Source organism: Kaustia mangrovi, from assembly GCF_015482775.1.
Classification (GTDB): Bacteria; Pseudomonadota; Alphaproteobacteria; order Rhizobiales; family Im1; genus Kaustia; species Kaustia mangrovi.
The window spans coordinates 2,455,534-2,481,187 of record NZ_CP058214.1 but is presented as its reverse complement, the minus strand read 5'-3'; the positions used below and the strand labels follow the sequence as shown (position 1 = coordinate 2,481,187).

Here is a 25,654-nt window from a genome sequence, read left to right as displayed (position 1 = left end):
GACGCAAAGAAGGAGACATGAGACCGATGTTCAACCGACCAGATTTCCGATCCCTCGCCGGGCGGATCGGCCTTGCGGTTGCCCTGGCCGCAGGCCTTCCCGCCCTCGCCGCCGCGCAATCGGTCACCATTGTGCGCGAGGTCGACAGCAACAATTACGATCCGCACAAGTCGACGGCCCGCGCGGCCTCGGAGGTGCTCTTCATGATGGGCGACACGCTGGTCGCGCTCGATCCCGACATGAAGACCATCGCGCCGGGCCTTGCGGAGAGCTGGGAGGTCTCCGAGGACGGCAAGACCTACACCTTCCACCTGCGCGACGACGTCAAGTTCTGCGACGGCAAGCCCATGACGGCGGAGGATGTCGTCTACAGCTTCACCCGCTGGCAGGATCCCGAGACGAAGTCGCCGGTCGCCTGGCGCGCCGGGCCGCTGGAGGAGGTGGTCGCGGTCGACGACCACACGGTCGAGTACCGCATGAGCGCGCCCTATTCGGAGCTGCTCTACCAGCTCTCCCAGAGCTTCGCGACGATCATCGACAAGGACAATGTCGAGGCGCTTGGCGAGGATTTCGGCGTCACGGGCTTCAACGGCACCGGCCCCTTCTGCTGGGGCGAATGGACGCCGCGCAACAAGATGGTGCTGACGCGCCACGACGACTATGTCTGGGGTCCGTCCTTCTATGAGACCACCGGGCCCGCCTCGGTCGAGGAGATCGTCTGGCAGATCGTGCCGGAGGAGAACACGCGCACCGTGGCCGTCCTCACCGGCCAGTCGCAGATCACCCAGTATGTGCCCTATATCGCGCTGGAGCAGCTGCGCGCCGCGCCGAATGCGGAGGTCGTGCAGTCCGACGCCGCCTTCTGGACCTATTTCTTCGGCTTCAAGATCGACAAGCCGACGGTGAACGACGCCGCCGTGCGCCAGGCCATCAATCTCGCCGTCAACCAGGAGGCGATGGCGGAGGACCTGTTCTTCGGCGAGGTCCAGCCGGCCTACAGCTATGTGAGCCAGGACGCGCTCGACTGGAACCACGCCATCGACGGCGAGCTCTTGAAATACGATCCCGAGAAGGCCGCGCAGATCCTCGACGAGGCGGGCTGGACGGTCGGCGCCGACGGCATCCGCGAGAAGGACGGCGTCAAGCTCCAGCCGCTCGCCTATGTCTTTGCCGGCTCCACCTGGCAGAAAATCTCCGAATACGTTCAGGCGGAGCTGCGCAAGGTCGGCATCGACCTCCAGCTCCAGCCCTTCGACGCGACCATCGCCTGGGGCAAGCTCGCCACCCAGGAGTTCGACGTCTTCGGCATGAGCTTCCCCTACATCTCCTCCGGCGACGCGCTGAACCTCTATTTCCGCTCCGAGAACATGCCGACGCCGAACCGGATGAACTGGGACGACCAGGAGACCGACGATCTGCTCGAAGCCGGCCTGACCGCCACCGACGAGGCGGTGCGGGCGGAAAGCTACGGCGAGGTCCTGAAGAAGGTTCACGAGGCCGCCGTCTGGCTGCCGCTCTATCACGAGCCGATGACCATCGCGCAGTCGAGCGAGCTCAAGACGGTCACGCCGCACAATCTCTATGGCTGCGGCCTCTATAAGGGCCTCGGCATCGCCTACAAGGAGTGACCCCCGCGACCTGCGCCGGCCCCGGCGGACGGGGCCGGCGCCCTTCCCTCACCGACCGACCGCTTCCGGAGCTCAGACCCCCCATGACCGAGACCACCGTGATCCGCAACGCCGACTGGATCGTCGCCTGGGACGGCGATTCGGGTTCCCATGTCTATCTGAGGGATGGCGACGTCGCCTTTGCCGGCGACCGGCTCGTCCATGTGGGCGGACGCTTCGAGGGCGAGGCCGACCGCGAGATCGACGGGCGCGGCCGGCTGGTCAGCCCCGGCCTCGTCAACATCCACTCCCACCCCTCCAGCGAGCCGATGAACAAGGGCATGCTGGACGAGCTCGGCAGCCGCCGTCTCTACATGTCCTCGCTCTACGAGTTCATGCCGCTGTTCCGGCCCGATGCGGACGGGGTGGCCGACTGTGTGCGGGTGGGCCTGAGCGAGGTGCTCCTGTCCGGCGTCACGACGCTTGTGGATCTCACCGTGCCGTTCGAGGGCTGGGTGGACCTCCTGGCCGAATCCGGCCTGCGCGCGGTCGCCGCGCCCATGTACCGCTCCGCGCGCTGGTACACGAAGAACGGCCATGTGGTGGAGTATGAGTGGGACGAGGCGGCGGGCCGGGCGGCGATGGACGCCGCGCTGAAGATCGTCGACGAGGCGGAGAAGCACCCGTCCGGCCGGCTGTCCGGCATGGTCGCGCCGGCGCAGATCGACACCTGCTCGCCGGAGCTCATCCGCGACAGTTTCGCCGCGGCGCGCGAGCGCGGCATTAAGCTCCAGATCCATGCCGCCCAGAGCGTGGTGGAGTTCCACGAGATCACCCGGCGCCACGGGCTCACGCCCATCGAATGGCTCGACGATCTGGGCGTTCTGGAACCCGGTGCCATCATCGGCCACGGCATCTTCCTCAACGACCATCCCTCCGCGTGCTGGCCGATCTCGCGCGATTTCGACCTCCTGCGCGACAGCGGCGCGGCCGTAGCCCATTGTCCGACCATCTTCCAGCGCCGCGGCATCACCATGCGCACGGTCGGGCGCTATATCCGCAACGGCATCCCCATCGGCATCGGCACCGACACCTATCCCCACAACATGCTGGAGGAGCTGCGCCACGCGCTGATCAACAGCCGCGTCATGACCGGCAATGTCTACGACATCCGGACCGCCGACATCTTCACCGCCGCGACCGTGGGCGGGGCGGTGATCCTGGGGCGGAGCGATATCGGCCGCCTGGCGCCGGGCGCGAAGGCCGACCTGTTCCTCGCCGATCTCCGCCATCCCGCCATGCGCCCCTTGCGCGACCCGATCCAGTCGCTGGTCTATGTGGCCGCCGAGCGTGCGGTGCGCGACGTGTTCGTCGACGGCCGCCAGGTGGTCGCCGACGGCGCGGTCGCCGCCTTCGACCTGGAGGCCGCGCTCGACGGCCTGGAGGCCGCGCAGCGCCGGGCGGAGGAGGCGTTCGTCACGCTCGACTTCGCCGGCCGCCGCCATGACGAGGCCGTCCCTTACGTCTATCCGCTCGGGGACCGGGCATGACGGCAGCTGCGGGCGACACGGCGCTTCTGGACGTTCGCGACCTCGCGATCCACTTCGACACCGAGGCGGGGACCTTCCGCGCCGTCGACGGGGTGAGCTTCACGGTCAAGCGCGGCGCGACGCTCGGCATTGTGGGCGAATCGGGCTGCGGCAAGTCGGTCACCTCGCTCGGCATCATGCGCCTCGTGCCCCAGCCGCCGGGGCGCTATGCGGGCGGCGAGATCCTGTTCGAGGGGCGCAACCTGCTCGACCTCCCGGACCGCGAGATGCGCCAGCTCCGCGGCGGGCGCATCGGCATGATCTTCCAGGAGCCGATGACCTCGCTCAATCCGGTCTACACCATCGGCGACCAGATCGTTGAGAGCCTCCGGGCCCATGGGCTGTCCGACCGGGCCAAGGCGCGCGCGCGGGCCATCGAGATGCTCGACCTTGTGCGCCTGCCCTCGCCGGAGGCCCGGGTCGACGACTATCCCCACGAGCTGTCCGGCGGCCAGCGCCAGCGCGTCATGATCGCGCTGGCGCTCGCCAACGATCCCGAGCTGCTGATCGCCGACGAGCCGACCACCGCCCTGGACGTGACGATCCAGGCGCAGATTCTGGAGCTCATGCGCGACCTGCGCGCGCGCACCGGCGCGGCCATCGTCCTCATCACCCACGATCTCGGCGTCGTGGCGGAGACCTGCGACGACGTGGTGGTGATGTATGTCGGCCGCGTGGTGGAGCGCGCGCCCGTCAGGACGCTGTTCGCCGAGCCGCAGCACCCCTATACGATCGGCCTCATGGCCGCCGTGCCGCGGCTCGACACCATGACCGACCGGCTGGAGACGATCCCCGGCTCCATCCCCTCGCCCTATGCCGAAATCAGGGGATGCCGCTTCGCCTCGCGCTGCCCGCTGGCCGACAGCCGCTGCCGCAGCGAGCTGCCGCCGCTGCGCGAGCTCGGCCCCGGCCACGAGGTGGCCTGCTGGCACGCCCCCATCGAGGAGGTCTCGCGATGAGCGGTCCGGTGCTTCGGGTCGAGGGCCTGACCAAGCATTTCCCGGTGCGCCGCGGCGTGTTGCGCCGGCAGGTGGGGCTCGTGCAGGCGGTCAGCGATGTGAGTTTCTCCGTCGCCGCCGGCGAGACGCTCGCCATTGTCGGCGAGTCGGGCTGCGGCAAGTCGACCACGGGCCGCGCCGTGCTGCGGCTGCTCGAGCCGACCGCCGGGACGGTGACGCTCGACGGCGAGGAGATCACCGCGCTCGACGCCTCCAGGCTGCGCGCGGCGCGCCGGCAGATGCAGATGGTGTTCCAGGACCCGTTCGGCTCGCTCAACCCGCGCATGACAGTCCGCGAGGTCGTCGCCGAGCCGCTCGTCCTGCACGGCGTCGCGACGGGCGCCAATGTCGAGCCGCGCGTCATCGAGCTCCTGACGCTCGTCGGCCTGTCGGACTATCATGCCGATCGCTACCCGCACGAATTCTCCGGCGGCCAGCGCCAGCGCATCTGCATCGCGCGCGCGCTCGCCACGCGGCCGCGCCTCGTCGTCTGCGACGAACCGGTCTCGGCCCTCGACGTGTCGGTGCAGGCGCAGATCGTGAACCTGCTGAAGGACCTCCAGCAGCAATTCGGCCTCGCCTATGTGTTCATCAGCCACGACCTCGCCATCGTGCGCCATATCGCGACCCGCGTGTGCGTGATGTATCTCGGGCGGATCGTGGAGGAGGGCACGACGGCGGAGATCTTCGCCAATCCGCGCCACCCCTATACGCGCGCGCTGATCGCCGCGGCCCCGCGGCCCGTGCCGGGCATTCCGCCGAACCGCGAGGAGGTGACGGGCGACGCGCCTTCCGCGCTCAACCCGCCCTCGGGCTGCGCCTTCCACCCGCGCTGCCCGCTCGCCGGCGACCGATGCCGGCAGGAGCGCCCGGAGCTGAGACCGCTCGGCGCCAGCGCGGTCGCATGCCATTTCGCCGAAGACTCCGCCGCGCTCTCAGACGCTCCGGAGGCCCCGCCCGCGCCGCTCCTCATGCGCCGGCTGGAGACGTTGCACGCCGCCCGGACGTCCAGCGCGTAGAAAACGGGGCGGGCCCTCAGTAGAAGCCGAAGAGCCTGGGGAAGAAGAGCGACAGCTCGGGCCAGAAGGTGGTCACCAGCATGACCGGCAGGGCGACCGTCGCGATCAGCAGGAGCGACGGGCCGACCGCATGGTGGATCGAGATCCGCCCGACCCGGCAGGCCATGTAAAGGATCGGCGCGACGGGCGGGCTGTTGGCGCCGATCACCACCGAGCAGCCGACAATCGCGGCGAAGTGCAGCGGATCGACGCCGACGGCGGTGACCACCGGCAGGAAGAGCGGCGCGATGACGACGGTCACCGACACGTCGTCCATCAGCGCGCCCGCGACGATCAGCACGGCGTTGACCAGGATCAGCGCCCAGAAGGGGTCCGTGGCGAAGCCCGTGACGAATTCGGTCAGGTCCTGCGGCACGCGCTCGAAGGCCAGGATGCGGCTGATCATGAAGGAGAACAGGAGGATCAGGACGATCGATCCCGTCGTCTCCGCCGCGCTGATGACGCTCGACCGGAAGCGCGCCCAGGTGAGGTCGCGATAGACGAAGGCGCCGACGATCAGCGCGGCGATCACGGCGACCGCGGCCGCCTCGGTCGGCGTGAAGATGCCGCCATAGATGCCGCCGAGGATGATCGCCGGCAGGGCGAGCGCGGGCAGCGCCTTCGCGATGGCGCCACGGCGCTCCGCCTTCTGCGCGATGCCGGTGAGCTGCTCGTCGAAGGCGCGCCCGACCGAGACGCGGTTGAAGATCAGCAGGCCGAGCGAGAGCAGGATTGCCGGCCCGATGGTCGCCGCGAAGCACGCCGCCACGGACTGGCGCGTCACCACCGCGAACAGGATCATGGTGATGGAGGGCGGGATGAGGATGCCGAGCAGCGAGGCGATGCCGAGGAGGGCCGCCGAATAGCCGCGGGGATAGCCGCGTTTCTCCAGCGGGTCGATCATGATCGTGCCGATGGAGGCGACCGCCGCGGTGGCGGTGCCGGAGATCGCGCCGAAGATGCCCGATGTCAGCACGAGCGAGGCGCCGAAACCGCCCTTCCTGCGCCCGACAATGGCTTCGATGAAATTGACGAGGCGCAGCGCGATTCCGCCCGACTGCATGAGATAGCCGGTCAGCACGAAGAGCGGCAGGGCGAGCAGGACGACCGAGTTCAGGGAGCGGAAGCCCTGCAGCATCAAGGTGTTCAGATTGGCGTCGTAGATATGGACCAGATAGGCGAGCACACCCGCGAAGGCCCATGCGACGGGCACGCCGAGCCCCATCAGCACGACCAGGAGGAGGATGGCGAGGGCGGCCTCCATATGCCTCAGCCGTCCTGCCCGCCGGAGCGGCGGACGTCCTCAAGCCCCGCGATCAGGTCGCGCAGCGCATAGGCGAAGCAGCCGACCGCGGCGAGCATGATCGAGGCTTGCGGGATCCAGAGCGGCAGGCGGAGCGCCGGCGTGGTCTGGGGGCGCATGAGGCCCCAGGCGAACATCCTGTAGGCCCAGTAGATGAAGAAGGCACAGATGACCGCGGTGATCGCGGCGACCACCGCGCGGTGGATCGCCTTGGCCCGCGCGCGCGAGATCTGCGAGGGCAGGAAGTCCACGGTGAGATGCTCGAGCCGGCGCGACGCGATGAGCGCGCCGGTCATGTAGAGGAACATGGCGGCGAGCAGGCTCAGATCGTGCGCCTCGGAGAAGTTCCAGCCGAAGACATAGCGGGTGAGAACCAGCACGAAGAGCAGGCCCGTGACCAGGAGGCTCGCCGCGATGGCCACGGCGTCGAGCGCCATGGCGAGCCATTTGTCGAGACGGGCGAGACGCGATGTCGGCCGTTCGCTCACAGGCGGTGTCCCTCTGATCCAGCGTGTTCCCCGGAACCTTCCGGCGCCCTGTCCGGCCCCGCAACCGGGCAAGCCCGCCCGGTTGCGGGGGCCTCTCTATCCGTCGGAAGACACATTGGAGGCGGCTGCGATCGGGGTGACGCGGCGGTCCATCCGCTCGCCCCCGCACAAGCGGGAGCCCGGCCTGGATGCCCGCCTGCGCGGGCATGAGCGGATGAGCGCCGATCTCGTCATGGTCTCCGCTAGAGCTTGGAGGCGTTCTTGCGGATCACGTCCATGATCTCCGCGCCGACCTCCTTCTCCATCTGCGGCCAGACCGTCTCGCGCACGGTCTTTGCGAGCGCCTTCATGTCGGCGTCGGACGGCTCGACATAGGTCATGCCGGCCTCCTTGGCCTTCTCCACATAGGAGCGGTCGATCTCGCGGGCCGCCGCGAAATGCTTCTCCATGATCTTCACCGCGCCGGCCTCGACCGCCTTCTGCTGGTCGGCGGACAGGCTCTCCCAGCTCTGCAGGTTCATCGACAGGATCCCTGTGATGAAGTTCTGCTTGGTCTGGGTGTAGTAGTCGAGCGTGTCGCGGAAATACTCGTAGTCCCAGTAGATGACATTGGCCGCGTCGCCGTCGACCACACCCGTCTGGATGGAGGTGAAGACCTCGCCCCAGTCGATGGTCGCCGTCTGGTAGCCCATGGCCTGCAGCGTCTCCGCGAAGGGGAAGGTCGGCGGCACGCGCACCTTGAGGCCGTCGGCGTCCTTCACCGTCGTGGCGTAGCGGCCCTTGGTGGCCACCCCGTTGAAGCCCTCCGGCCAGGCGCCGAAGAATTTCAGGCCGATATCGGCATAGATGCCGTCCATCATGGAATGGACCCAGCCGCCGGGTTTGTAGGCGTCGAGCGCCTCTTCCCAGGTGAAGACCATATAGGGCGTGTAGACGACCGAGATGCGCTTGTCATAGGAGGTCATCGGCCAGTTGATCATCAGATCGACATCGCCGGCGACGAACAGGTCGAACACCTCCTGCTGTCCGCCGAGCTCGTTCTGGTAGAAGATCTCGACCTCGACGTCGCCTCCGGTGCTCTCGGAGATGAGCTCCGCCCATTCCTCCATGGCATCGCCGGTGGGCGAGCCCTTGGCGCCGGAATCGGTCGCCATCTTCAGCGTCACGGCCTCCGCCGCGCCGGCGGTCAGCGCCAGCGCGGTGCCGAGCGCCACAGTCAGTCCGAACAGTGATTTCAGCATCAGGACAACTCCCCTCCTCTCGCGCCCGGAACTCGCGGAAGCGTTCCCGGAGCGCTCTTCTGGACATTAATGTCCAGAGGAGAGTGTCTGTCAATCGCCCGCCCGCCTGTCGCGGGCGCATTGTGGCCGGCAGGCTGTGAGGCTGCCGCCCGGATTATGCCCGGGCGGTCTCGCCGAGCTTCTGCAGGGACTGCTTCAGATTGGCCTGGGCGTCGCTCTGAAGGTCGGTCGCCAGCTGCTGGATGTGGTTCGCCAGTGCCTGATCGTGCTTCATCTGGGCCGACATCATCTGCGCGCGATGCAGCATGTCGCTGTTCTGCATCGATTGTGCCGCGTTCTCGGTTGCCTGTTGCCGGGACATGCTCCTGGTGGCGTCCGAGAACGCCTCGCCCGTCTTGTCGCCGCCGCCCGTTTCGGGACCGGCGTGCCGGCCGGACGGGGTGTGCGTGGTGTCTCCGGCGCCCTCCGGGATGACGGATATTGTCGGCCGCATCCGTTCCAGCTGCCTGCCGACATCCTTCATCACATCGCCGGATGCCTCCTGCGCCGGATGGTCCTCCGATGCCGGCTCCTCCACGATCGGGCCGTCCGCGATCGGGACGTCCTGGGCCTTGCGGACACAGGGCGCCGGCATGCTGTCGCCCCCGGAGGATGGGGACAATGCGAGCCGGCCTCCCGGATTGTCGGCCTGACTGCGAGATGCCGTCGTCGAAGTGAGGTCTGAAGCCATAGGTTGCCCTCGCATGGATGAATGCTGGCGGACAGCATCGGAAACCGGACGCGGATTCGGTAATAGTTTTTTCCGATTGTCCGGCGCTCCGGTAATATCGGTGAGTGCCCCGTTCCGCCCCCTCCGGTGAAACGGGGCACTCACCTCCCCCGGTCTTTCCTTGTCTCGCCGATCCGCGGCCGCTGGCCTCAAACGGCTCGGGCGCGTTCGGCCGATGGCGTGCCGTCTGCTACGCCCATGCCCGACGGGCTGACCGGCCAGCCCGTCTCGGGAAGGGGGCGGACCGTCTTGCCGAATGTCCGCGCCGCCTTCAGGCCGCGGTCCGGCATACGTTCTTCTGTTGCTTGTCGCTCATGCCGCGCAGGTGAACCCTGTGCGCAATGCCCCCATCCAGAAAACCGCGCATACTGCAGTTCCTCCCATTGGCAGAGCATGTGCCGGGCAATCCTGCCCGTTCTGGTCAGCGTTACCTGAAGCAGTGCCGACAAAGACTTTGTTCTGTCGTGCGCTGTCTGTGCGTCAGCGATCTGTGCCTCAGCGATCCGCAGCCGGCGGATGCTCCGTTTGCCGAGAGTACAGTGGATGGCGGGAAGGGGTTTATCATTTTGCGTCACCGGGCGGTTTGGAGCCGTCCGGGGCCGTTGCGTGCGGTACTGTCACGAGGCGGCCTGTTGTCATGGCATGCGGCAATGCGGCCTCGCGCAAGGGGGCACGAGGGCATGTCCGCTCCGGGAACCGGCGGCAAGGATGGGGGGGCGGCACGCCGGCCCCCGAACGGTGCGGTGCCGCGAGGGCGATCAGTTCCGCGGCGGATGCGCGGCGAGCTGGCCGGGATCGCGCACGGCGCCATGGGCGGCGGAGGTCGTCAGCGCGGCATAGGCCTGCAGCGCCTTCGACACCTTGCGCTTGCGCTGCTCGTCCGGCTGCCAGCCCTTCGCCTCGCGCGCGGCGCGGCGCTCGGCCAGCACCGCATCGTCCACGGCGAGGTGGATCCTGCGGGCGGGGATGTCGATCTCGATCCGGTCGCCCTCCTCCACAAGGCCGATGGTGCCGCCCTCGGCGGCCTCCGGCGAGACATGGCCGATGGACAGCCCCGAGGAGCCGCCGGAGAAGCGGCCGTCCGTCACCAGCGCGCACGCCTTGCCGAGGCCTTTCGACTTCAGGTAGGAGGTGGGGTAGAGCATCTCCTGCATGCCGGGGCCGCCGCGCGGGCCCTCATAGCGGATCAGCACCACATCGCCCTCGTGCACCTTGCCGGTCAGGATCGCGGAGACCGCGCTGTCCTGCGACTCGAAGATGCGCGCAGGCCCGGAGAAGGTGAGGATCGACTCGTCGACACCCGCCGTCTTCACGATGCAGCCATCCTCGGCGAGATTGCCGTAGAGCACCGCCAGTCCGCCATCCTTGGAGAAGGCGTGGTCGGTATCGCGGATCGCGCCCGTCTGCCGGTCGAGGTCGAGCGTGTCGTAGCGGCGCGATTGCGAGAAGGCGGTCGTGGAGCGCACGCCGCCCGGCGCGGCGCGGTAGAAGTCGTGGACGCTTTCGGAATTGGTGCGGGCCACGTCCCAGCGGTCGAGCGCATGGGCGAGCGTCTCGGCATGCACCGAGCCGACGGACGTGTCCAGCAGCCCGGCGCGGTCGAGCTCGCCGAGGATCGCCATGATGCCGCCGGCGCGGTGCACGTCTTCCATGTGCACGTCGTTCTTGGCGGGCGCGACCTTGCAGAGCACGGGCACCTTGCGCGACAGCCGGTCGATGTCGGACATGCCGAAATCGACCTCGCCCTCATTGGCGGCCGCCAGCAGATGCAGCACGGTGTTGGTGGAGCCGCCCATGGCGATGTCGAGCGACATGGCGTTCTCGAAGGCCGCGACCGTCGCGATGGCGCGCGGCAGGACCGAGGCGTCGTCCTGCTCGTAATAGCGGCGCGCGAGGTCCACGACCAGATGGCCCGCCTCCACGAAGAGCCGCTCGCGGTCGGCATGGGTGGCCAGCGTCGAGCCGTTGCCCGGCAGCGCCAGGCCCAGCGCCTCGGCCAGGCAGTTCATGGAGTTCGCGGTGAACATGCCCGAGCACGAGCCGCAGGTGGGGCAGGCGGCCTGCTCGATGGCCTGGACCTGCGCGTCGGAATACTTGTCGTCGGCCGCGGCCACCATGGCGTCGATCAGGTCGAGCGAGACGTCCTTGCCCTCCCAGGTCACCTTGCCCGCCTCCATCGGCCCGCCGGAGACGAAGACGCAAGGAACATTGAGCCGCATGGCGGCCATCAGCATGCCCGGGGTGATCTTGTCGCAGTTGGAGATGCAGACCATGGCGTCCGCGCAATGGGCGTTGACCATGTATTCCACGCTGTCGGCGATGATCTCGCGCGAGGGCAGCGAATAGAGCATGCCGTCATGGCCCATGGCGATGCCGTCATCGACCGCGATGGTGTTGAATTCCTTCGCGACACCGCCCGCCTTCTCCACCTCGCGCGCGACGAGCTGGCCCAGATCCTTCAGGTGCATATGGCCCGGCACGAACTGGGTGAAGGAGTTCACGATGGCGATGATCGGCTTGCCGAAATCGCTGTCCTTCATGCCGGTGGCACGCCAGAGCCCGCGGGCTCCGGCCATGTTGCGGCCATGGGTACTGGTTCTCGAACGATACGGTGGCATGGAACCCTCCCGGAGATGGTGATCGCGCGCGCAAGCTATCCGCCTCGAAGCGGAGAGTAAAATATATTATTAAGCGGCTATTGGGTCGCACAGGATATGAACGGATGGATGTTCGCCAACTCAGGCACTTCATGGCCGTGGCCGAGACGCTGCATTTCGGGCGGGCGGCCAGGCGGCTCGGCATGACCCAGCCTCCGCTGAGCCAGTCGATCAGGGCGCTGGAGCGCGATCTGGGCGCGCCGCTCTTCGCGCGCACCAGGCGCAGCGTGGCGCTGACGCCCTTCGGCGCGGACTGGTTGCCCCATGTCCGCGCCGCGCTCGATGCCGTGGACGGCCTCGGCGATATCGCGGACCGGATCCGCAGGGGCAGCGCCGGCCGGCTGGAGCTGTCCTTCGTCAGCACCGCCGACTACAGCATCCTGCCGACGCTGGTCCACCGCTTCCGTGCGCTCTACCCGGATGTCGAGCTCGCCCTGACGGAGGCCACGAGCGACATGCAGATCGCCGCGCTCACGGAAGGGAGCGGCCAGGCCGGGATCGTCATCCCCGACCGCGAGACCGAGCTTCCCGACGGCTTCGCCTATCGCAGGCTGGTGCGCGAACCGCTCATCGCCGCGGTGCCGGAAAGCTGGATCGCGGAGGGGCGCCTCGGTACGGCGCAGGGGCGGTTGCCCGCCGCCGACGTCGTATCCTCCCCGCTTGTCGTCTTTCCAAGGCGGGTCGCCCCGTCCTTCTACGATCTGGTCACCGGCTACTACGCCGCGCGCGGCGGCAGGGCGCATATCGTGCAGAACGCCATCCAGATGCAGACCATCATCAGCCTCGTCTCCGCGGGCATGGGCATCGCGCTCGTTCCGGCCTCGCTGCGTCATCTGGCGCGGTCGGGCGTGCGCTATCTGGACCTTGCGGGCGAGGCGCCGGAGCTGGAGACCGGGATCGTGTGGCGGCGCGACGACACCACGCCCACGCTGCGCAATTTCCTGCAGATGATCGAGGCGGAGACGGGTCCCGCGCCGGAGGCCCGATAGGCGGCAGGGACGGGCCGGGGGGACAGCCGCCGGCCCGACGCGCTCACGTCGGAGCCGGCCGCGCCGGCGGCATGTCCGTTTGTCGGAACGATCCCGCTATTGCTGGTCGTTCAGGAAATTGATGACGGCATCGGAGATGTGCTTGGGCTGCTCCGGCAGCATCGCGTGGCCCATATCCGGAAAGGCGACCAGCCGCGCATCGGGGCGGTTGGTGACGAAATCGAAGGCGTTCTGGGGCGGCGCGATCTTGTCCTGCAGCCCCTGGACCACGAGCGCGGGCGCCGTGCCGCCATTGAAGAGCGGCTTGAAATCGGTGCGCTCGGCGGCGCTTGCCTGAAGCTTTGCCGTCTTCTGGTGCCAGCCGTCGAGGAAGGCATCGGGATCGTTGCCCTTGGCGAACATCGAGCTTGCCACCGCCTCGCGATGCTCCTTCGGCGAGAGGCTCGGGTCGTACATCTTCCAGAACACCTCCCATGTCGCCTTGTCGGGCTCGATCTCGCCGCCGCAGGCGAGCAGCACGAGACCGATCACGCGGTCGGGCTGGAGCGACGAGACCGTCCGCGAGACGCGATTGCCGAAATTCTGGCCAAGCATGAAGACCTTGTCGAGTTTCAGCCGGTCGGCGACCATCCAGACGTCGTTGCCGAGATCCTGCAGCTTCACCTTGTCCATCGGACCGGTGCTTGCGCCGATGCCGCGCGGATTGATGAGGACCACGTGATAGCCCGCCTCCACCACGCTGTTGGCGAGGCCTACGAAGTCCTGGGCCGGCCGTCCGAGAGAGGGATGCATCAGAACGGTCTTCCCGCTCCCGCGCTCGAAAATCTCGAGATGGACGTCGCCTTTCTCCACCATCGTCCGCGACCAGCCCTCGGGCGTGGCCGCGAAGGCTGTCCCGGCGGACATGGCCGCAATGAACGCGATTGCGACAATGCAGAACAGCGAACCCTGGATCCGCTGGCCAATCGTACGAAGAGTCATGTCTTCCCCCATGTGACGGGTGGCACATATCCACCCGGATCCGAATGTCTTGCGGCGCCTACGGGGCGACGCGCCTTCATCGCGCACAAATTGCGCTTCTACGACAAAAAGACCGAAAAGTGTATGTCGTATCTGTCAAATCCCGCTCGCGTCCCCTTTGGGGGGATCGTGAGCGGTTCGCCCGATCGGGTCCTATTCGCTGAGCGGCGGGGTCTCCAGGCCGCCCATGCGGCAGACGAGGCGCCATTCCTCCGGCGTCACCGGCTGGACGGACAGGCGGGAATGCTTCACCAGGCTCATCTCCTTGAGCGCGGGGTCCGCCTTCACCTCCTCGAGCGTTACGGGCCGCGGCATGTCCTCCATCGCGGCGACGTCCACACAGAGCCAGCGCCCCTCCGGATCGGTCGAATCGGGATGGGCCTCCGCCACGACCGACACGATGCCCACGATCCGCTTCTCGTTGACCGAGTGATAGAAGAAGCCCAGATCGCCGGGCTTCATAGCGATCATGTTGTTCTTGGCGAGGTGGTTGCGCACGCCGTCCCATTCCGCGCCCTTGTCGCCGGCCTTCTTCTGGTCCTCCCAGGACCATGTGCCGGGTTCGGACTTGAACAGCCAGTAGGCCATACTCTCAACGCTCCTTTCCGCTCGATCGGGGGCTGCCGGACCGCAGGCACGATCTTGTGCGTTTTCCTGTCTGGTTGTTGCTGCACCGGCCCGCTCGGAAAACACTCTAACGCGGCTTGCCGTCCGTGATCACCCAGTTCCAGGGGCGGATGTCCACCGTCTCGAAGAGGCCGGCCCGCGCATAGGGGTCGAGGGCGGCGATCTCGCGTGCCTCGTTCGCCGTGTCCGCCTCCAGGACGATCAGGCTGCCGGTCATCTTGTCGCCCGTCTCGTCGGTGAAGGGGCCGGCCATGCGCACACGCTCGCCGAGATCGGCGAGATAGGCCAAGTGGTCCGGGCGCGTCCCGGCGCGGATATGGCCGTGATCGGGCTTGTCCGTGCAGATGATGGCGAACAGCATGGCGGGGTCCTCCCATTGGCGCGTCAGCGCGGCATCAATACCCAGTAGTCGAGTTCCAGGATCACGCCGTCGGCGTAGCCGTCTTCCGTGCGGCCGGGGAAGTCGGCGCAGGGCCGGTCCCGGGTCGCATGGGTGACCAGCCTCAGCGCCCCCACATCGGTGCGGTCCGGCAGCTCCGCCGTCTCCGTCACCTCCGACCAGGCGAAGACCGTGTCGCCGGCAAAGAGCGGCGCGACATGGCGCCCGCCATTGATGGCGGCGACATGGAACGCGTTGGCGAGCCCGTTGAAGCTCAGCGCGCGGGCGAGGCTGATGACGTGCCCGCCATAGACGAGCCGCCGGCCGAAGCGGCCCTTGCCTTCCGTGAACTGGTTGAAATGGACGCGCGCGGTATTCTGGTAGAGGCGCGTCGCCATCATGTGGTCGGCCTCCTCCACCGTCATGCCGTCCACATGGTCGATCCGCTCGCCGGCCTGGTAGTCGCTCCAGCGCATGGGGCTGCCGGAGAGCGTGGTGTCCCACTGTCCGCGGTCGATGGTCGGGCAGGCCGCCCCCAGAACGGCGGGGCCGACGGCCCCGGGCAGGTCCGGCACGACGGGATCGGGCGCCGGGGAGGCCTCGTCGCGTTTCCTGACCATCACCCAGCGCACATAGTCGAGCACCGTCTCGCCGCGCTGGTTGCGGCCCGTGGAGCGCACATAGACGATGCCGGTCTTGCCGCTGGAGGTCTCCTTCAGCCCGATCACCTCCGACGTCGCCCACAGCGTATCGCCGGGATAGACCGCCGCCTCGAAGCGGCAGTCGGCATAGCCGAGATTGGCGACCGCGTTGAGCGAGATATCGGGCACGGTCTTGCCGAAGACGATATGGAAGACGAGCAGATCGTCCACCGGCATGCGCGGATAGCCCACCTGTTCGGCGAACGCCGCGCCCGACTGGACGGCGAAGCGCGTGCCGTAGAGCGCGGTATAGAGCGCGACGTCGCCCTCCGTCACCGTGCGCGGGGTGGCGTGGCCTATCGTCTGGCCGACGGTGAAGTCCTCGAAGAAATTGCCGGGCGTGGTCTTGTCGGTGGTCGTCATGGGATTGCGGTCCCCCTCACGCATCCGCGTCCGCCGACGCGATGGCCTCCGCGATGGCCACGGTGCGCTTCGCCGTCTCCAGATGCAGGCGTTCCACCATGCGTCCGTCGAGGTTGATCGCGCCCTTGCCCTCGTTCTCCGGCTCGCGGAAGGCTGCGATGATGGCGCGGGCATCGGCGATCTCGTCCGCGCCGGGCGAGAAGGCCGCGTTGCACGGGGCGATCTGGCTCGGGTGGATGAGCGTCTTGCCGTCGAAGCCCAGCGCGCGGCCCTGCGCGCATTCCGCCGCGAAGCCGTCCTCGTTGCGGAAGTCGTTATAGACGCCGTCGACGATGTCGATGCCGTAGGCGCGCGCCGCGGCGACGGAGGTCGACAGCCAGGCGAGCATGGGCGCGCGGTCCGCCGTGATCGCCGCGCGCGTCTCCTTGGCGAGATCGTTGGTGCCCATGACGAAGGCCTTGAGCCTGTTGCGCGGATCGGCCGCGGTCGCCGCGATCTCGCCGGCATTCAGCATGGCGAGCGGCGTTTCCATCATGGCCCACAGGCCGATGCCGCCGGGCGCGCCGGCGGCGGCGAGGCGGTCGGCGATGTCGCGGACGTCGTCGGCGCGGCTCACCTTCGGCACGAGGATCGCGTCGGGCCGCGCGGCGATGGCCGCCTCGAGGTCCTCGGGCCCCCAGGGGGTCGCGGGCGCGTTGATGCGGATGACGAGCTCGCGACGTCCGTAGCCGCCGGCCGAGACCGCCTCGCAGACCTGCGTGCGCGCCGTCTCCTTGACCTCCGGGGCCACCGCGTCCTCCAGATCGAGGATCAGGACATCCGCCTGAAGCGTCTTCGCCTTCTCCAGCGCGCGGGCATTGGAGCCCGGCATATAGAGCACGCTGCGGCGTGGCCTGATGGTCATGTCGCGAAATCTCCCTTGAACGGCTGATCGGCAGGCGGAAAGGCCACCGCGACCCTAAGCGATTGCACCGCACAATTCCAGTGCCGAGGGCGGTCCCGGCACAACGTCGCCCCTCCCTTGGCAGAGAGGGCTTTAAAAGATGTCCGACACGCCTTGGAAGGGCGTGCCGGTTCGGGCACAGTGACGGCGCGCAGGCAGGCGTCGTGGACGGGCGCCGTGGACGGGCGAGCAGACACAAGAGACGGATGGCATGTCGCATTATGACGTCGTGATCGTGGGGGGCGCCGTGATCGGCAGCGCGGTCGCCTATTTCCTGAGCCATGAGGCGGGGTTCGACGGCCGCATCGCGGTCGTGGAGAGGGATCCGGGCTATGCCGACACGGCGACGGCACGCTCCGCGGGCGGCCTGCGCCAGCAGTTCTCCACGCCGGAGAACATCGAGATGTCGCTGTTCGGCCTGTCCTTCGTCCGCTCGCTGAAGGAGCGCTTCGGCGAGGATGCGGACGTCTCCTTCCGCGAGAAGGGCTACATGCTGCTGGCGTCGGAGGACGGCACGCCCGTGCTGGAGGCGAATGTCGCGCGGCAGAAGGCGCATGGTGCCGACATCGTCCTGCTCGATCCGGACGATCTCGCGAAGCGGTTTCCGTGGCTGTCGCTGGAGGGCATCGCGGCGGGGGCGCTGGGGCTGACCGGGGAGGGCTGGCTCGACCCGTTCGGCCTGATGTCGCTGATGCGCAAGGCCGCGCAGGCCCGCGGCGTGGACTACATTACCGGCGAGGTGACCGGCGCCGCGCTCGATGGCGGCCGGGTCTCGGGCGTGCGGCTGGCCGACGGGCGCGAGATCGGCTGCGGCGCGCTGGTCAATGCGGCGGGGCCCAATGCCGGCCGGGTCGCGGCGCTGATGGGGGTCGACCTGCCGGTCGAGCCGCGCAAGCGCTACGTCTTCGTGTTCGACTGCCGCGAGCAGCTTCCCGAGACGCCGCTGGTGGTCGCCCCCTCCGGCATCTATTTCCGCCGCGAGGGCGCGCACTATGTGGGCGGCATGTCGCCCGCCGCAGACCAGGAGCCGGCGACCGACGATCTGGAGGTCGACTATGGCTGGTTCGACAGCGAGATCTGGCCCCGGCTCGCCGAACGCGTGCCGGCCTTCGAGGCGATCAAGATGACCGGCGCCTGGGCCGGCTTCTACGACTACAACACGCTCGACCAGAATGCGGTGATCGGCGTCCATCCGCGCATCGCCAATCTCTATTTCGCCAACGGTTTCTCCGGCCACGGTCTCCAGCAGGCCCCCGCCGCCGGCCGGGCGGTGACCGAGCTTATCATCCATGGCCGGTTCACGAGCATCGACCTTACCCGTTTCGGGTACGAAAGGATCGAGCGGAACGAGCCGATCCGCGAGGCGAATGTGATCTGACCGCGCCGCCGCCCGCATGCGGCAAGGCGTTTCGCCTGTCGCAAAGGGGCTTGCATGGCGGGGCGCCAGGATCGACCATTCCCGACAGGAGCCCCTGGGAGGCCGCGACGAGATGGTGAAGAACGCAAAGCCCCTGCGCGAGTTCGAGGTCGCGCCAGATCCGGAGGACCCGCGCCTGTCGGAGGTCGTCACCGGCGTCGACCAGGATGGCCGGCCGGTGGAGGTTCCGGTCGTCTATGAGCGCCCGCTGACGCTGTTCCTGAACGGGCAGGAGATCGTCACCATGATGACCATCGGCGACCATCCCGATCTCCTCGCCGTCGGCTATCTCGCGAACCAGAACATGCTCGCCGGGGACGACGAGATCACGGGCATCGATTACGACGAGGAGCTTCAGGTCGTCGTGGTGCGCACCGCGCGCGAGACGAATTACGAGGAGAAGCTGAAGAAGAAGATCCGCACCTCCGGCTGTGCGCAGGGCACCATCTTCGGCGACGTGATGGAGAGCTTCGAGACGGTCCGCCTGCCGCCGGATGCCGAGCTCAGGACGTCGTGGCTCTATACCCTCATGCGCAAGATCAACACGCAGCCCTCGCTCTATCTCCATGCCGGGGCGATCCATGGCTGCGTGCTGTGCGAGGAGGACCGCCCGCTCGTCTATATGGAGGATGTCGGCCGGCACAATGCGGTCGACAAGATCGCGGGCTTCATGCGGCTCAACGGGATTTCGGCCGACGACAAGATCTTCTACACGACCGGGCGGCTGACCTCGGAGATGATCCTCAAGACCGTGATGATGCGGATCCCGATCCTCATATCGCGGTCGGGCTTCACCGCCTGGGGCGTGGAGCTCGCCCGGAAGGCCGGCCTCACGCTCGTCGGCCGCGCCCGCGGCAAGCGCTTCATGGCGCTTTCGGGTGCGGAGCGCATCGTGTACGACCAGGACCTCTCCGCGGTGCCGGAGGAGGAGCGGAAACATCGGCGCAAGGGCGCACATGCCTGAGCGCGCGCGGGGGAGAAGGCGTCAGGGACAGGTGACGGGACGCGGTGTGACAGGCGTCATTCTGGCAGGCGGGCTCGCGCGGCGCATGGGCGGTGGCGACAAGGGCCTGATCGCGCTCGCCGGCCGGCCGATCCTCGCCCATGTGATCGGGCGGCTCGGGCCCCAGGTCGATTCCATGCTGCTCAACGCCAATGGCGATCCGGAGCGTTTCGCGGAGTACGAGCTGCCGGTCATGGCGGACCCGGTTGCGGACTTTCCGGGCCCGCTCGCCGGCGTGCTGGCGGGCATGATGTGGGCCCGCGTCAACGACCCCCAGGCCGAATGGGTCGTGAGCGTGGCGAGCGACACGCCCTTCTTCCCGCGCGATCTCGTCCGCCGCCTCCGCGAGGCGGTCGCGCGCGAGGGCGCCGACATGGCCTGCGCGGCGTCAGGCGGGCGCAACCACCCCGTCTTCGGCTTGTGGCCCGTGCGGCTGGAGGCCGATCTTCGCCGCGCGCTCGTCGAGGAGGGCATCCGCAAGGTCGACATGTGGACGGCGCGCTACCGGCTCGCCGTGGCGGCGTTCCCGGACGACCCGGTCGATCCGTTCTTCAACGCCAACCGGCCCGAAGACATCCGGGAAGCCGAACGCCTCATGGGCGAGGGGGCCGCATGAGCACGCCCGTCTTCGGCATTGCCGGCTACAAGGGGGCGGGCAAGACGACGCTGACGGAACGCCTCGTCGCCGAGCTCGTCGCGCGCGGCTTCGCCGTCTCGACCGTCAAGCACGCCCATCACAGCTTCGATATCGACCAGCCGGGCCGCGACAGCCACCGCCACCGCGTGGCCGGCGCGCGCGAGGTCGCGGTCGTGTCGGCGAACCGCTGGGCGCTCATCCACGAGCTCAAGGGCGACCCCGAGCCGCCGCTTGGCGAGATCCTCGCGAAGCTCGCGCCCTGCGACCTCGTCGTGGCGGAGGGCTACAAGCGCGAGGCCCACCCCAAGATCGAGGTGCGCGACGCCGCGCTCGGCCATCCCGAGCTGGCGGGCGGCGATCCGAGCGTCGTGGCCATCGCGGCAAGCGGGTCGGTCGAGGATGCCTGCGTGCCGGTCTTCGCGCGCGACGACATCTCAGCGATCGCCGATTTCGTCATCGGCCATATGGGCCTTGCGGGCACGGGAGCCGCCCCATGAGCATGCCGCCGAAGAGGCTTCTCGACGACTGCTTCCTGCATGACAGGGACCGGCTGCGGCACGAGGAGGCCTTGGCGCTGATCGCGGAGCGCATACGCCCGGTCGCCGGTGTGGAGGAGGTCGCGCTCGAGGCGGCGCATGGCCGGATTCTGGCGGAGCCCGTCGCGGCGCCGCGCAATGTGCCGGCCTTCGACAACGCCGCCGTCGACGGCTATGCCTTCAGCGCGCGCGATGTCGATCCCGATGCGGTGACGGCCCTGCCCCTGGGGCTTCGCATGTCCGCCGGCGATCCGGTGGGGCTCGCGCTCAAGGCGGGCACGGCGGCGCGCATCTTCACCGGCGCGCCCGTGCCTAAGGGGGCCGACACGGTGATCATGCAGGAGGATGCGGTCCGCTCCGGCGACCGTGTCGAGATACCGGCCGGCGTCAGGCAGGGCGCCAATATCCGCAAGGCCGGCGAGGATCTCGCCGAGGGCGAGGCCGTGGTCGAGGCCGGCACGCGCCTTCGCCCGCAGGAGCTTGCCGCCGTCGCGTCGACCGGCTGCGACCGGGTCGTGTGCCGGGAACGGCTCAGGGTGGCGCTGGTCTCGACGGGCGACGAGGTCGTGCGGCCCGGCGCGGTGCTCCGGCCGGGCCAGGTCTACGATTCCAACCATTATCTCCTGCGCGGCCTCCTGGAGACGGTCGGTGCGGAGATCCACGACATGGGCATCCTGCCCGACGACGAGACGGTCGTGCGCGAGGCCGTCGGGCGGGCGGCGCAGTCCGCCCATGCGATCGTGACGACCGGCGGGGCGAGCCGGGGCGAGGCGGACCATATCGTCTCCACCATCTCCGAACTCGGGGCGCTCCACGCCTGGCAGCTCGCCATCAAGCCCGGCCGGCCGCTTGCCTTCGGGCAGATCGGCGAGACGGTCTTCCTCGGCTTTCCCGGCAATCCGGTCGCGGTCTTTGTCTGCTTCCTGCTCTACGGGCGGCCGCTCCTGGCGGGGCTCCAGGGCGCGTCGTGGCAGGCGCCGCGCGGGTTTCTCGTTCCGGCGGGCTTCGAGATCGCGCGGAAGAAACCGGACCGGCGCGAATTCCTGCGCGGCTGGGTGGAGGAGACGGCGGACGGCCCCGTCGCGCGCAAGTTCCCGCGCGACGGCTCGGGCCTCATCTCCGGCCTGCGCGCCGCCGACGGCCTCATCGAGCTGCCCGAGGAGGTGACCCGCATCGCCCCCGGCGATCCGGTCCGCTACCTGCCCTTCAGCGCCTTCGGCGTGATGCCGCGCTAGATCGGATTGCGGACAGGTTGAAACAGACCGCTCATCCCGGCGAAAGCCGGGATCTCCTGCAACACACCTGAGATCCCGGCTTTCGCCGGGATGAGCGGGAAGAAATGCCGATTCAACCTGTCCGCAATCCGATCTAGATGGCCGGGTTGACGAGGCTGGCCGGCTTGCCGTCGCGCACTCACAGTGCGAACAGGCGGCCGAATTCGGGGCGCTTGTCGTCGATGCCGGCGAGCCTCAGGCAATGCCAGGCGAGCGCATGGTTGGACGAGGTGACGGGCAGGCCGATCTCCTCCTCGATGGCGTGGGCGGCGTCCGCCAGCCTGACGCTCGTGCAGGAGACGAAGACGGCGTCGATATCGGCCTTCGCGGCCAGCCGGCCGACGGCGGAGCGGATCGAGCCCGGCGTGATGCGCGCGACCACCCGGTCGTCGTCCTCGTTGAACGAGCCGAAGACCGGCACCTCCACGCCGCGCGCGCGGATATAGTCGGCGACGATCCGGTTGACGTCCTCGCTATAGGGCGTGAGGACCCCGACGCGGCGCGCGCCGAACGCGCCGAAGGCGGCGCGGGCCGCGGTGATCGGCGTGGTGCACTTCGCCGTCGGTCGCGCGGCATTGATCAGCTCGAAGACCCGCTCCTCGCCGATGGCCATGGAGGCCGCCGTGCAGCCATAGGCGACCACGTCGAGCGTGTCGGAGGGCAGGATGAGGTCGGCCGCCTCGGTCAGCCTGGGCTCCATGGCGCGCAGGGTTTCCGGGGTGATGTGCGGCTCGTTGCGGATGCGGCTGTGATAGAAGGCCACGCCCGGCACATCCATGAGGCGGCGGAACTCGTGCTCCAGCGTGTAGTCGGTCGCCAGCACGACGACGCCGATGGCCGCGCGCTCGGCGATGCCGCCATCGGTCTCGAACGGCAGGTGCCGCTCCATGATCGTCCCGTCCGCCTCGCGCGGCGCCGTCACTGCGATGTCGGTCATCCCGGTCCTCCCTGTTCGGCGGGCCGGCGAAGTCGAGCGCCGGAAGCCGTATACCTGGCCGTGGGAACGGGGGCGGCCCGGCCCTACAGCCACGGCTCGCCGTCCATCCCGCAAGGGTTCCGCCCGGCATTGTACCAGAGATTGCGGCCGCGGGCGCGGCCCGGACCGCGCTTTCGAACCGGAAAAGCGGTGTCCGCCTTTCCTGAAAGCGTACCTAGAGCACGACCACCTTGGTGCCGACGCCGACGCGGCCATAGAGGTCGATGACCTCCTCGTTCAGCATGCGGATGCAGCCGCTCGAGACGGCACGGCCGATGGACCATGTCTCGTTGGTGCCGTGAATGCGGTAGAGCGTGTCGCGGCCGCCGTCATAGAGGTAGAGCGCGCGGGCGCCGAGCGGGTTGCTCGGGCCGCCCGGCATGCCGTTGGCATATTTGGACAGCCGGGGGTCGCGCGCGATCATCTCCGCAGGCGGTGTCCAGCGCGGCCATTTGGCCTTGCGGCCGACCTTGGCCGACCCGGACCAGGAGAAGCCGCTGCGGCCCACGCCCACGCCATAGGCAATGGCCTTGCCGCCCTCCATCACATAGAACAGCTTGCGTGCGTCGGTATCGACGATGATGGTGCCGGGCTTTTCGCTGGTGCGGTAGGAAACGATCTTCTTGCCGGAATAGGAGGAGGCGAACCCGCTCCCGCCCGATGGCGGCTCGGCCGTGAAATTGTACCGCACCGAGCGATCCTGCGCCTGGGCGCCAAGAAGGGGCAGGGCCACGAGCAGGGCACTGCAGAACACGATCATCCAGCGTATCATTCCTCAGTCCTCATCAAGTTCACCCGGACGGGGGACGGGAAGCACGGCCTGTCGAAAGACCATGATTCGGCAGCAGGCGCTGGGGCGCGCGGACGCTCGGCCCGGCTGGAAACGGCACAATTCTGGCAAGATCGCCCCGCTACTCCCCGCCCTGCACAAAGACCCTCTATTTCCGTTGCCACATTCCGTCGCAGGGCACAAGTCCGTGCTGCTCACAGAGATGTGAGCGGGCCGGGACGCAAAACGGGCGCCTCCCGGGAGGGAGACGCCCGTCACGTCTGTCCGGACGGTCCGGCGCGAAGGGCTTCAGGCGCTCTTGCGGCCGCCCTGGCGGTTGGAGACCAGATTGTCGACCACCGAGGGGTCGGCGAGCGTGGAGGTGTCGCCCAGATTGCTGAAATCGTCCTCCGCGATCTTGCGCAGGATGCGGCGCATGATCTTGCCCGAGCGTGTCTTGGGCAGGCCCGGCGCATACTGGATGACGTCGGGCGAGGCGATCGGCCCGATCTCCTTGCGCACCCACTGCCGGAGCTCCTGGGTAAGCGCCTCGTCGGGCTCCTCGCCGGCCATCAGCGTGACATAGCAGTAGATGCCCTGGCCCTTGAGGTCGTGCGGGAAGCCGACCACGGCGGCCTCCGACACCTTGGGGTGGGCGACGAGGGCGCTCTCCACCTCCGCGGTGCCCATGCGGTGGCCGGACACGTTGATCACGTCGTCCACCCGGCCCGTGATCCAGTAATAGCCGTCGGCGTCGCGCCGGCAGCCATCGCCGGTGAAATAGGTGCCGAGATAGGTGGAGAAATAGGTCTGCACGAAGCGGTCGTGATCGCCATAGACGGTACGCATCTGGCCGGGCCAGGAATCGAGCATCACCAGGTTGCCCTGGCCCTCGCCCTTGATCTCGTTGCCCTCATTGTCGACGAGCGCCGGCTGGACGCCGAAGAAGGGCAATGTCGCCGAGCCCGGCTTCTGGTCGATGGCGCCGGGCAGCGGCGAGATGAGGATGCCGCCCGTCTCCGTCTGCCACCATGTGTCCACGATCGGGGACCGTTCCTCGCCGACCACATGGTAGTACCACTCCCAGGCTTCCGGGTTGATCGGCTCGCCGACCGTGCCGAGCAGCGTGAGCGAGGAGCGGTCGGTCTTCTTCACATAGTCGTCGCCCGCGCCCATCAGCGCGCGGATGGCGGTCGGCGCGGTGTAGAAGATGTTCACCTTGTGCTTGTCGACGACCTGCCAGAAGCGCGACGCGTCCGGGTAGTTCGGCACGCCCTCGAAGATGAGCGTCGTCGCCCCGTTGGCGAGCGGGCCGTAGACGATGTAGCTGTGGCCGGTCACCCAGCCGACATCCGCCGTGCACCAGTAGATGTCGTCCTCGTGATAGTCGAAGACGTACTGGTGGGTCATGGAGGTGTAGACGAGATAGCCGCCGGAGGTGTGCATGACGCCCTTCGGCTTGCCGGTCGAGCCGGAGGTGTAGAGGATGAAGAGCGGGTCCTCCGCGTTCATCTCCTCCGGCGGGCAGTCGTCGGAGACCTTCTCCGTCTCCTCGTGCAGCCACAGGTCGCGCGACGGGTCCCAGGGCACGTCGTTGCCGGTGCGCCTGACGACGAGGACCTTCTCGCCCCCGGCGCACTTCTTCAGCGCCTCGTCGGTGTTGGCCTTGAGCGGGATGGTGCGGCCGCCGCGAACGCCCTCGTCCGCCGTGACGACGAATTTCGAGTCGCAGTCCTGGATGCGCCCGGCGAGCGAATCGGGCGAGAAACCGCCGAACACCACCGAATGGACGGCGCCGATGCGCGCGCAGGCGAGCATGGCATAGGCCGCCTCCGGGACCATCGGCATGTAGATGGTCACCCGGTCGCCCTTCTTCACGCCGTTGGCCTTGAGCACGTTGGCGAAGCGGCAGACTTGCGCGTGGAGCTCGCGATAGGTGATGTGCTTGTGGTCGTCCGGGTCGTCGCCTTCCCAGATGATCGCGACCTTGTCGCCGCGCGTTTCCAGATGCCGGTCGACGCAGTTGGCACACACATTGAGCGTGCCGTCCTCGAACCACTTTATGGAGACGTTGTGCGGATCGTAGGAGGTGTTCTTCACCCTGGTGAAGGGCTTGATCCAGTCGATCCGCTTGCCGTGCTCGCCCCAGAAGCCGTCCGGGTCCTCGACGGAGGCCTTGTACATCTCGTCATACTGGGCGCGGTCGACGAAGGCCCGCTTCTTCCAGGCCTCCGTCACGGGGTAAAGCTTCTCGTCGGACATGGCTCGCGACTCCTCCCGGTAGTCCCTGTTCGTTGGATCGGTTTTCTC

24 protein-coding genes are annotated in these 25,654 nt (G+C 68.2%); 10 read left to right on the top strand and 14 right to left on the bottom strand.

What is annotated here, in order from left to right; translation table 11 throughout:
- Window positions 1–26: 26 nt before the first annotated feature.
- From HW532_RS11480 to HW532_RS11465, 4 genes are all read left to right on the top strand, one after another.
- Complete coding sequence (locus HW532_RS11480) at window positions 27–1,628, top strand: ABC transporter substrate-binding protein (protein ID WP_213160614.1); 1,602 nt, start codon at window positions 27–29, stop codon at window positions 1,626–1,628.
- Window positions 1,629–1,711: 83 nt separating this feature from the next.
- Complete coding sequence (locus HW532_RS11475) at window positions 1,712–3,157, top strand: amidohydrolase family protein (protein ID WP_213160613.1); 1,446 nt, start codon at window positions 1,712–1,714, stop codon at window positions 3,155–3,157.
- The gene (locus HW532_RS11470; protein WP_213160612.1) at window positions 3,154–4,155 is read left to right on the top strand and encodes an ABC transporter ATP-binding protein; all 1,002 of its coding nucleotides are present in this window, start codon (window positions 3,154–3,156) and stop codon (window positions 4,153–4,155) included. The genes HW532_RS11475 and HW532_RS11470 overlap by 4 nt, the downstream gene beginning before the upstream one ends.
- Window positions 4,152–5,213 (top strand): ABC transporter ATP-binding protein, encoded by a 1,062-nt coding sequence (locus tag HW532_RS11465; protein ID WP_213160611.1) that lies wholly within the window; start codon window positions 4,152–4,154, stop codon window positions 5,211–5,213. The genes HW532_RS11470 and HW532_RS11465 overlap by 4 nt, the downstream gene beginning before the upstream one ends.
- 16 nt (window positions 5,214–5,229) lie before the next feature.
- On the opposite strand, the gene HW532_RS11460 is transcribed toward HW532_RS11465, so the two are convergent.
- The 6 genes from HW532_RS11460 to ilvD all read right to left on the bottom strand — a co-directional run bounded on the left by HW532_RS11460 (window position 5,230) and on the right by ilvD (window position 11,671).
- Complete coding sequence (locus HW532_RS11460; protein ID WP_213160610.1) at window positions 5,230–6,516, bottom strand: TRAP transporter large permease; 1,287 nt, start codon at window positions 6,514–6,516, stop codon at window positions 5,230–5,232.
- Window positions 6,517–6,521: 5 nt separating this feature from the next.
- The gene (locus HW532_RS11455; RefSeq protein WP_213160609.1) at window positions 6,522–7,043 is read right to left on the bottom strand and encodes a TRAP transporter small permease; all 522 of its coding nucleotides are present in this window, start codon (window positions 7,041–7,043) and stop codon (window positions 6,522–6,524) included.
- Window positions 7,044–7,285: 242 nt separating this feature from the next.
- A complete protein-coding gene (dctP, locus tag HW532_RS11450) occupies window positions 7,286–8,284 on the bottom strand; it encodes a TRAP transporter substrate-binding protein DctP (RefSeq protein WP_213160608.1) in 999 nt (332 codons plus the stop codon).
- Window positions 8,285–8,438: 154 nt separating this feature from the next.
- Window positions 8,439–8,918, bottom strand: coding sequence for a hypothetical protein (locus tag HW532_RS11445; RefSeq protein ID WP_213160607.1), 480 nt, complete (start codon window positions 8,916–8,918; stop codon window positions 8,439–8,441).
- A gap of 284 nt (window positions 8,919–9,202) precedes the next feature.
- Window positions 9,203–9,343 carry a hypothetical protein gene (locus tag HW532_RS11440; protein ID WP_213160606.1) on the bottom strand — a complete coding sequence of 47 codons (141 nt, stop codon included), beginning with the start codon at window positions 9,341–9,343 and terminating at the stop codon, window positions 9,203–9,205.
- A gap of 468 nt (window positions 9,344–9,811) precedes the next feature.
- Window positions 9,812–11,671: a dihydroxy-acid dehydratase gene (gene ilvD, locus HW532_RS11435; protein ID WP_213160605.1), complete on the bottom strand. Its 1,860-nt coding sequence runs from the start codon at window positions 11,669–11,671 to the stop codon at window positions 9,812–9,814.
- Between the two features lie 104 nt (window positions 11,672–11,775).
- Between ilvD and HW532_RS11430 the strand changes: the two genes are divergently transcribed.
- Complete coding sequence (locus HW532_RS11430) at window positions 11,776–12,699, top strand: LysR family transcriptional regulator (protein ID WP_213160604.1); 924 nt, start codon at window positions 11,776–11,778, stop codon at window positions 12,697–12,699.
- Window positions 12,700–12,795: 96 nt separating this feature from the next.
- Here HW532_RS11430 and HW532_RS11425 read toward each other — a convergent pair whose 3' ends face one another.
- From HW532_RS11425 to HW532_RS11405, 5 genes are all read right to left on the bottom strand, one after another.
- Complete coding sequence (locus HW532_RS11425) at window positions 12,796–13,680, bottom strand: alpha/beta fold hydrolase (RefSeq protein WP_213160603.1); 885 nt, start codon at window positions 13,678–13,680, stop codon at window positions 12,796–12,798.
- 192 nt (window positions 13,681–13,872) lie between these two features.
- Entirely contained in the window at window positions 13,873–14,307 is a 435-nt protein-coding gene (locus HW532_RS11420) for an EVE domain-containing protein (RefSeq protein WP_213160602.1), read from the bottom strand.
- Window positions 14,308–14,413: 106 nt separating this feature from the next.
- Window positions 14,414–14,707: a YciI family protein gene (locus tag HW532_RS11415; protein ID WP_213160601.1), complete on the bottom strand. Its 294-nt coding sequence runs from the start codon at window positions 14,705–14,707 to the stop codon at window positions 14,414–14,416.
- Window positions 14,708–14,730: 23 nt separating this feature from the next.
- A complete protein-coding gene (locus tag HW532_RS11410; protein ID WP_213160600.1) occupies window positions 14,731–15,789 on the bottom strand; it encodes a MaoC family dehydratase in 1,059 nt (352 codons plus the stop codon).
- A gap of 16 nt (window positions 15,790–15,805) precedes the next feature.
- Window positions 15,806–16,693: an HpcH/HpaI aldolase/citrate lyase family protein gene (locus HW532_RS11405; RefSeq protein WP_213160599.1), complete on the bottom strand. Its 888-nt coding sequence runs from the start codon at window positions 16,691–16,693 to the stop codon at window positions 15,806–15,808.
- A 250-nt stretch (window positions 16,694–16,943) separates the two neighbouring features.
- On the opposite strand from HW532_RS11405, the gene HW532_RS11400 reads away from it, so the two are divergent.
- From HW532_RS11400 to HW532_RS11380, 5 genes are all read left to right on the top strand, one after another.
- The gene (locus tag HW532_RS11400; RefSeq protein ID WP_213160598.1) at window positions 16,944–18,110 is read left to right on the top strand and encodes an NAD(P)/FAD-dependent oxidoreductase; all 1,167 of its coding nucleotides are present in this window, start codon (window positions 16,944–16,946) and stop codon (window positions 18,108–18,110) included.
- A gap of 112 nt (window positions 18,111–18,222) precedes the next feature.
- Window positions 18,223–19,113: a formate dehydrogenase accessory sulfurtransferase FdhD gene (fdhD, locus tag HW532_RS11395; protein ID WP_213160597.1), complete on the top strand. Its 891-nt coding sequence runs from the start codon at window positions 18,223–18,225 to the stop codon at window positions 19,111–19,113.
- 85 nt (window positions 19,114–19,198) lie between these two features.
- On the top strand, window positions 19,199–19,768 hold the full coding sequence (mobA, locus tag HW532_RS11390; RefSeq protein WP_246479958.1) for a molybdenum cofactor guanylyltransferase MobA: 570 nt from the start codon (window positions 19,199–19,201) through the stop codon (window positions 19,766–19,768).
- Window positions 19,765–20,286: a molybdopterin-guanine dinucleotide biosynthesis protein B gene (gene mobB, locus HW532_RS11385; protein WP_213160595.1), complete on the top strand. Its 522-nt coding sequence runs from the start codon at window positions 19,765–19,767 to the stop codon at window positions 20,284–20,286. The genes mobA and mobB overlap by 4 nt, the downstream gene beginning before the upstream one ends.
- The gene (locus HW532_RS11380) at window positions 20,283–21,560 is read left to right on the top strand and encodes a molybdopterin molybdotransferase MoeA (RefSeq protein ID WP_343068626.1); all 1,278 of its coding nucleotides are present in this window, start codon (window positions 20,283–20,285) and stop codon (window positions 21,558–21,560) included. The genes mobB and HW532_RS11380 overlap by 4 nt, the downstream gene beginning before the upstream one ends.
- Before the next feature lie 178 nt (window positions 21,561–21,738).
- On the opposite strand, the gene HW532_RS11375 is transcribed toward HW532_RS11380, so the two are convergent.
- The 3 genes from HW532_RS11375 to acs form a co-directional block, all read right to left on the bottom strand.
- A complete protein-coding gene (locus HW532_RS11375; protein ID WP_213160594.1) occupies window positions 21,739–22,536 on the bottom strand; it encodes a maleate cis-trans isomerase family protein in 798 nt (265 codons plus the stop codon).
- Between the two features lie 214 nt (window positions 22,537–22,750).
- Entirely contained in the window at window positions 22,751–23,347 is a 597-nt protein-coding gene (locus HW532_RS11370) for a L,D-transpeptidase (RefSeq protein ID WP_213160593.1), read from the bottom strand.
- Window positions 23,348–23,653: 306 nt separating this feature from the next.
- Entirely contained in the window at window positions 23,654–25,606 is a 1,953-nt protein-coding gene (gene acs, locus HW532_RS11365; protein WP_213160592.1) for an acetate--CoA ligase, read from the bottom strand.
- Window positions 25,607–25,654: the final 48 nt, after the last annotated feature.

Coding starts and splice junctions, on each gene's coding strand:
- HW532_RS11480 (WP_213160614.1), top strand. CDS start 27: ATGTTCAACCGACCAGATTTCCGATCCCTCGCCGGGCGGATCGGCCTT.
- HW532_RS11475 (WP_213160613.1), top strand. CDS start 1,712: ATGACCGAGACCACCGTGATCCGCAACGCCGACTGGATCGTCGCCTGG.
- HW532_RS11470 (WP_213160612.1), top strand. CDS start 3,154: ATGACGGCAGCTGCGGGCGACACGGCGCTTCTGGACGTTCGCGACCTC.
- HW532_RS11465 (WP_213160611.1), top strand. CDS start 4,152: ATGAGCGGTCCGGTGCTTCGGGTCGAGGGCCTGACCAAGCATTTCCCG.
- HW532_RS11460 (WP_213160610.1), bottom strand. CDS start 6,516: ATGGAGGCCGCCCTCGCCATCCTCCTCCTGGTCGTGCTGATGGGGCTC.
- dctP (WP_213160608.1), bottom strand. CDS start 8,284: ATGCTGAAATCACTGTTCGGACTGACTGTGGCGCTCGGCACCGCGCTG.
- HW532_RS11445 (WP_213160607.1), bottom strand. CDS start 8,918: ATGCCGGCGCCCTGTGTCCGCAAGGCCCAGGACGTCCCGATCGCGGAC.
- HW532_RS11440 (WP_213160606.1), bottom strand. CDS start 9,343: ATGCCGGACCGCGGCCTGAAGGCGGCGCGGACATTCGGCAAGACGGTC.
- ilvD (WP_213160605.1), bottom strand. CDS start 11,671: ATGCCACCGTATCGTTCGAGAACCAGTACCCATGGCCGCAACATGGCC.
- HW532_RS11430 (WP_213160604.1), top strand. CDS start 11,776: ATGGATGTTCGCCAACTCAGGCACTTCATGGCCGTGGCCGAGACGCTG.
- HW532_RS11425 (WP_213160603.1), bottom strand. CDS start 13,680: ATGACTCTTCGTACGATTGGCCAGCGGATCCAGGGTTCGCTGTTCTGC.
- HW532_RS11420 (WP_213160602.1), bottom strand. CDS start 14,307: ATGGCCTACTGGCTGTTCAAGTCCGAACCCGGCACATGGTCCTGGGAG.
- HW532_RS11415 (WP_213160601.1), bottom strand. CDS start 14,707: ATGCTGTTCGCCATCATCTGCACGGACAAGCCCGATCACGGCCATATC.
- HW532_RS11410 (WP_213160600.1), bottom strand. CDS start 15,789: ATGACGACCACCGACAAGACCACGCCCGGCAATTTCTTCGAGGACTTC.
- HW532_RS11405 (WP_213160599.1), bottom strand. CDS start 16,693: ATGACCATCAGGCCACGCCGCAGCGTGCTCTATATGCCGGGCTCCAAT.
- HW532_RS11400 (WP_213160598.1), top strand. CDS start 16,944: ATGTCGCATTATGACGTCGTGATCGTGGGGGGCGCCGTGATCGGCAGC.
- fdhD (WP_213160597.1), top strand. CDS start 18,223: ATGGTGAAGAACGCAAAGCCCCTGCGCGAGTTCGAGGTCGCGCCAGAT.
- mobA (WP_246479958.1), top strand. CDS start 19,199: ATGGGCGGTGGCGACAAGGGCCTGATCGCGCTCGCCGGCCGGCCGATC.
- mobB (WP_213160595.1), top strand. CDS start 19,765: ATGAGCACGCCCGTCTTCGGCATTGCCGGCTACAAGGGGGCGGGCAAG.
- HW532_RS11380 (WP_343068626.1), top strand. CDS start 20,283: ATGAGCATGCCGCCGAAGAGGCTTCTCGACGACTGCTTCCTGCATGAC.
- HW532_RS11375 (WP_213160594.1), bottom strand. CDS start 22,536: ATGACCGACATCGCAGTGACGGCGCCGCGCGAGGCGGACGGGACGATC.
- HW532_RS11370 (WP_213160593.1), bottom strand. CDS start 23,347: ATGATACGCTGGATGATCGTGTTCTGCAGTGCCCTGCTCGTGGCCCTG.
- acs (WP_213160592.1), bottom strand. CDS start 25,606: ATGTCCGACGAGAAGCTTTACCCCGTGACGGAGGCCTGGAAGAAGCGG.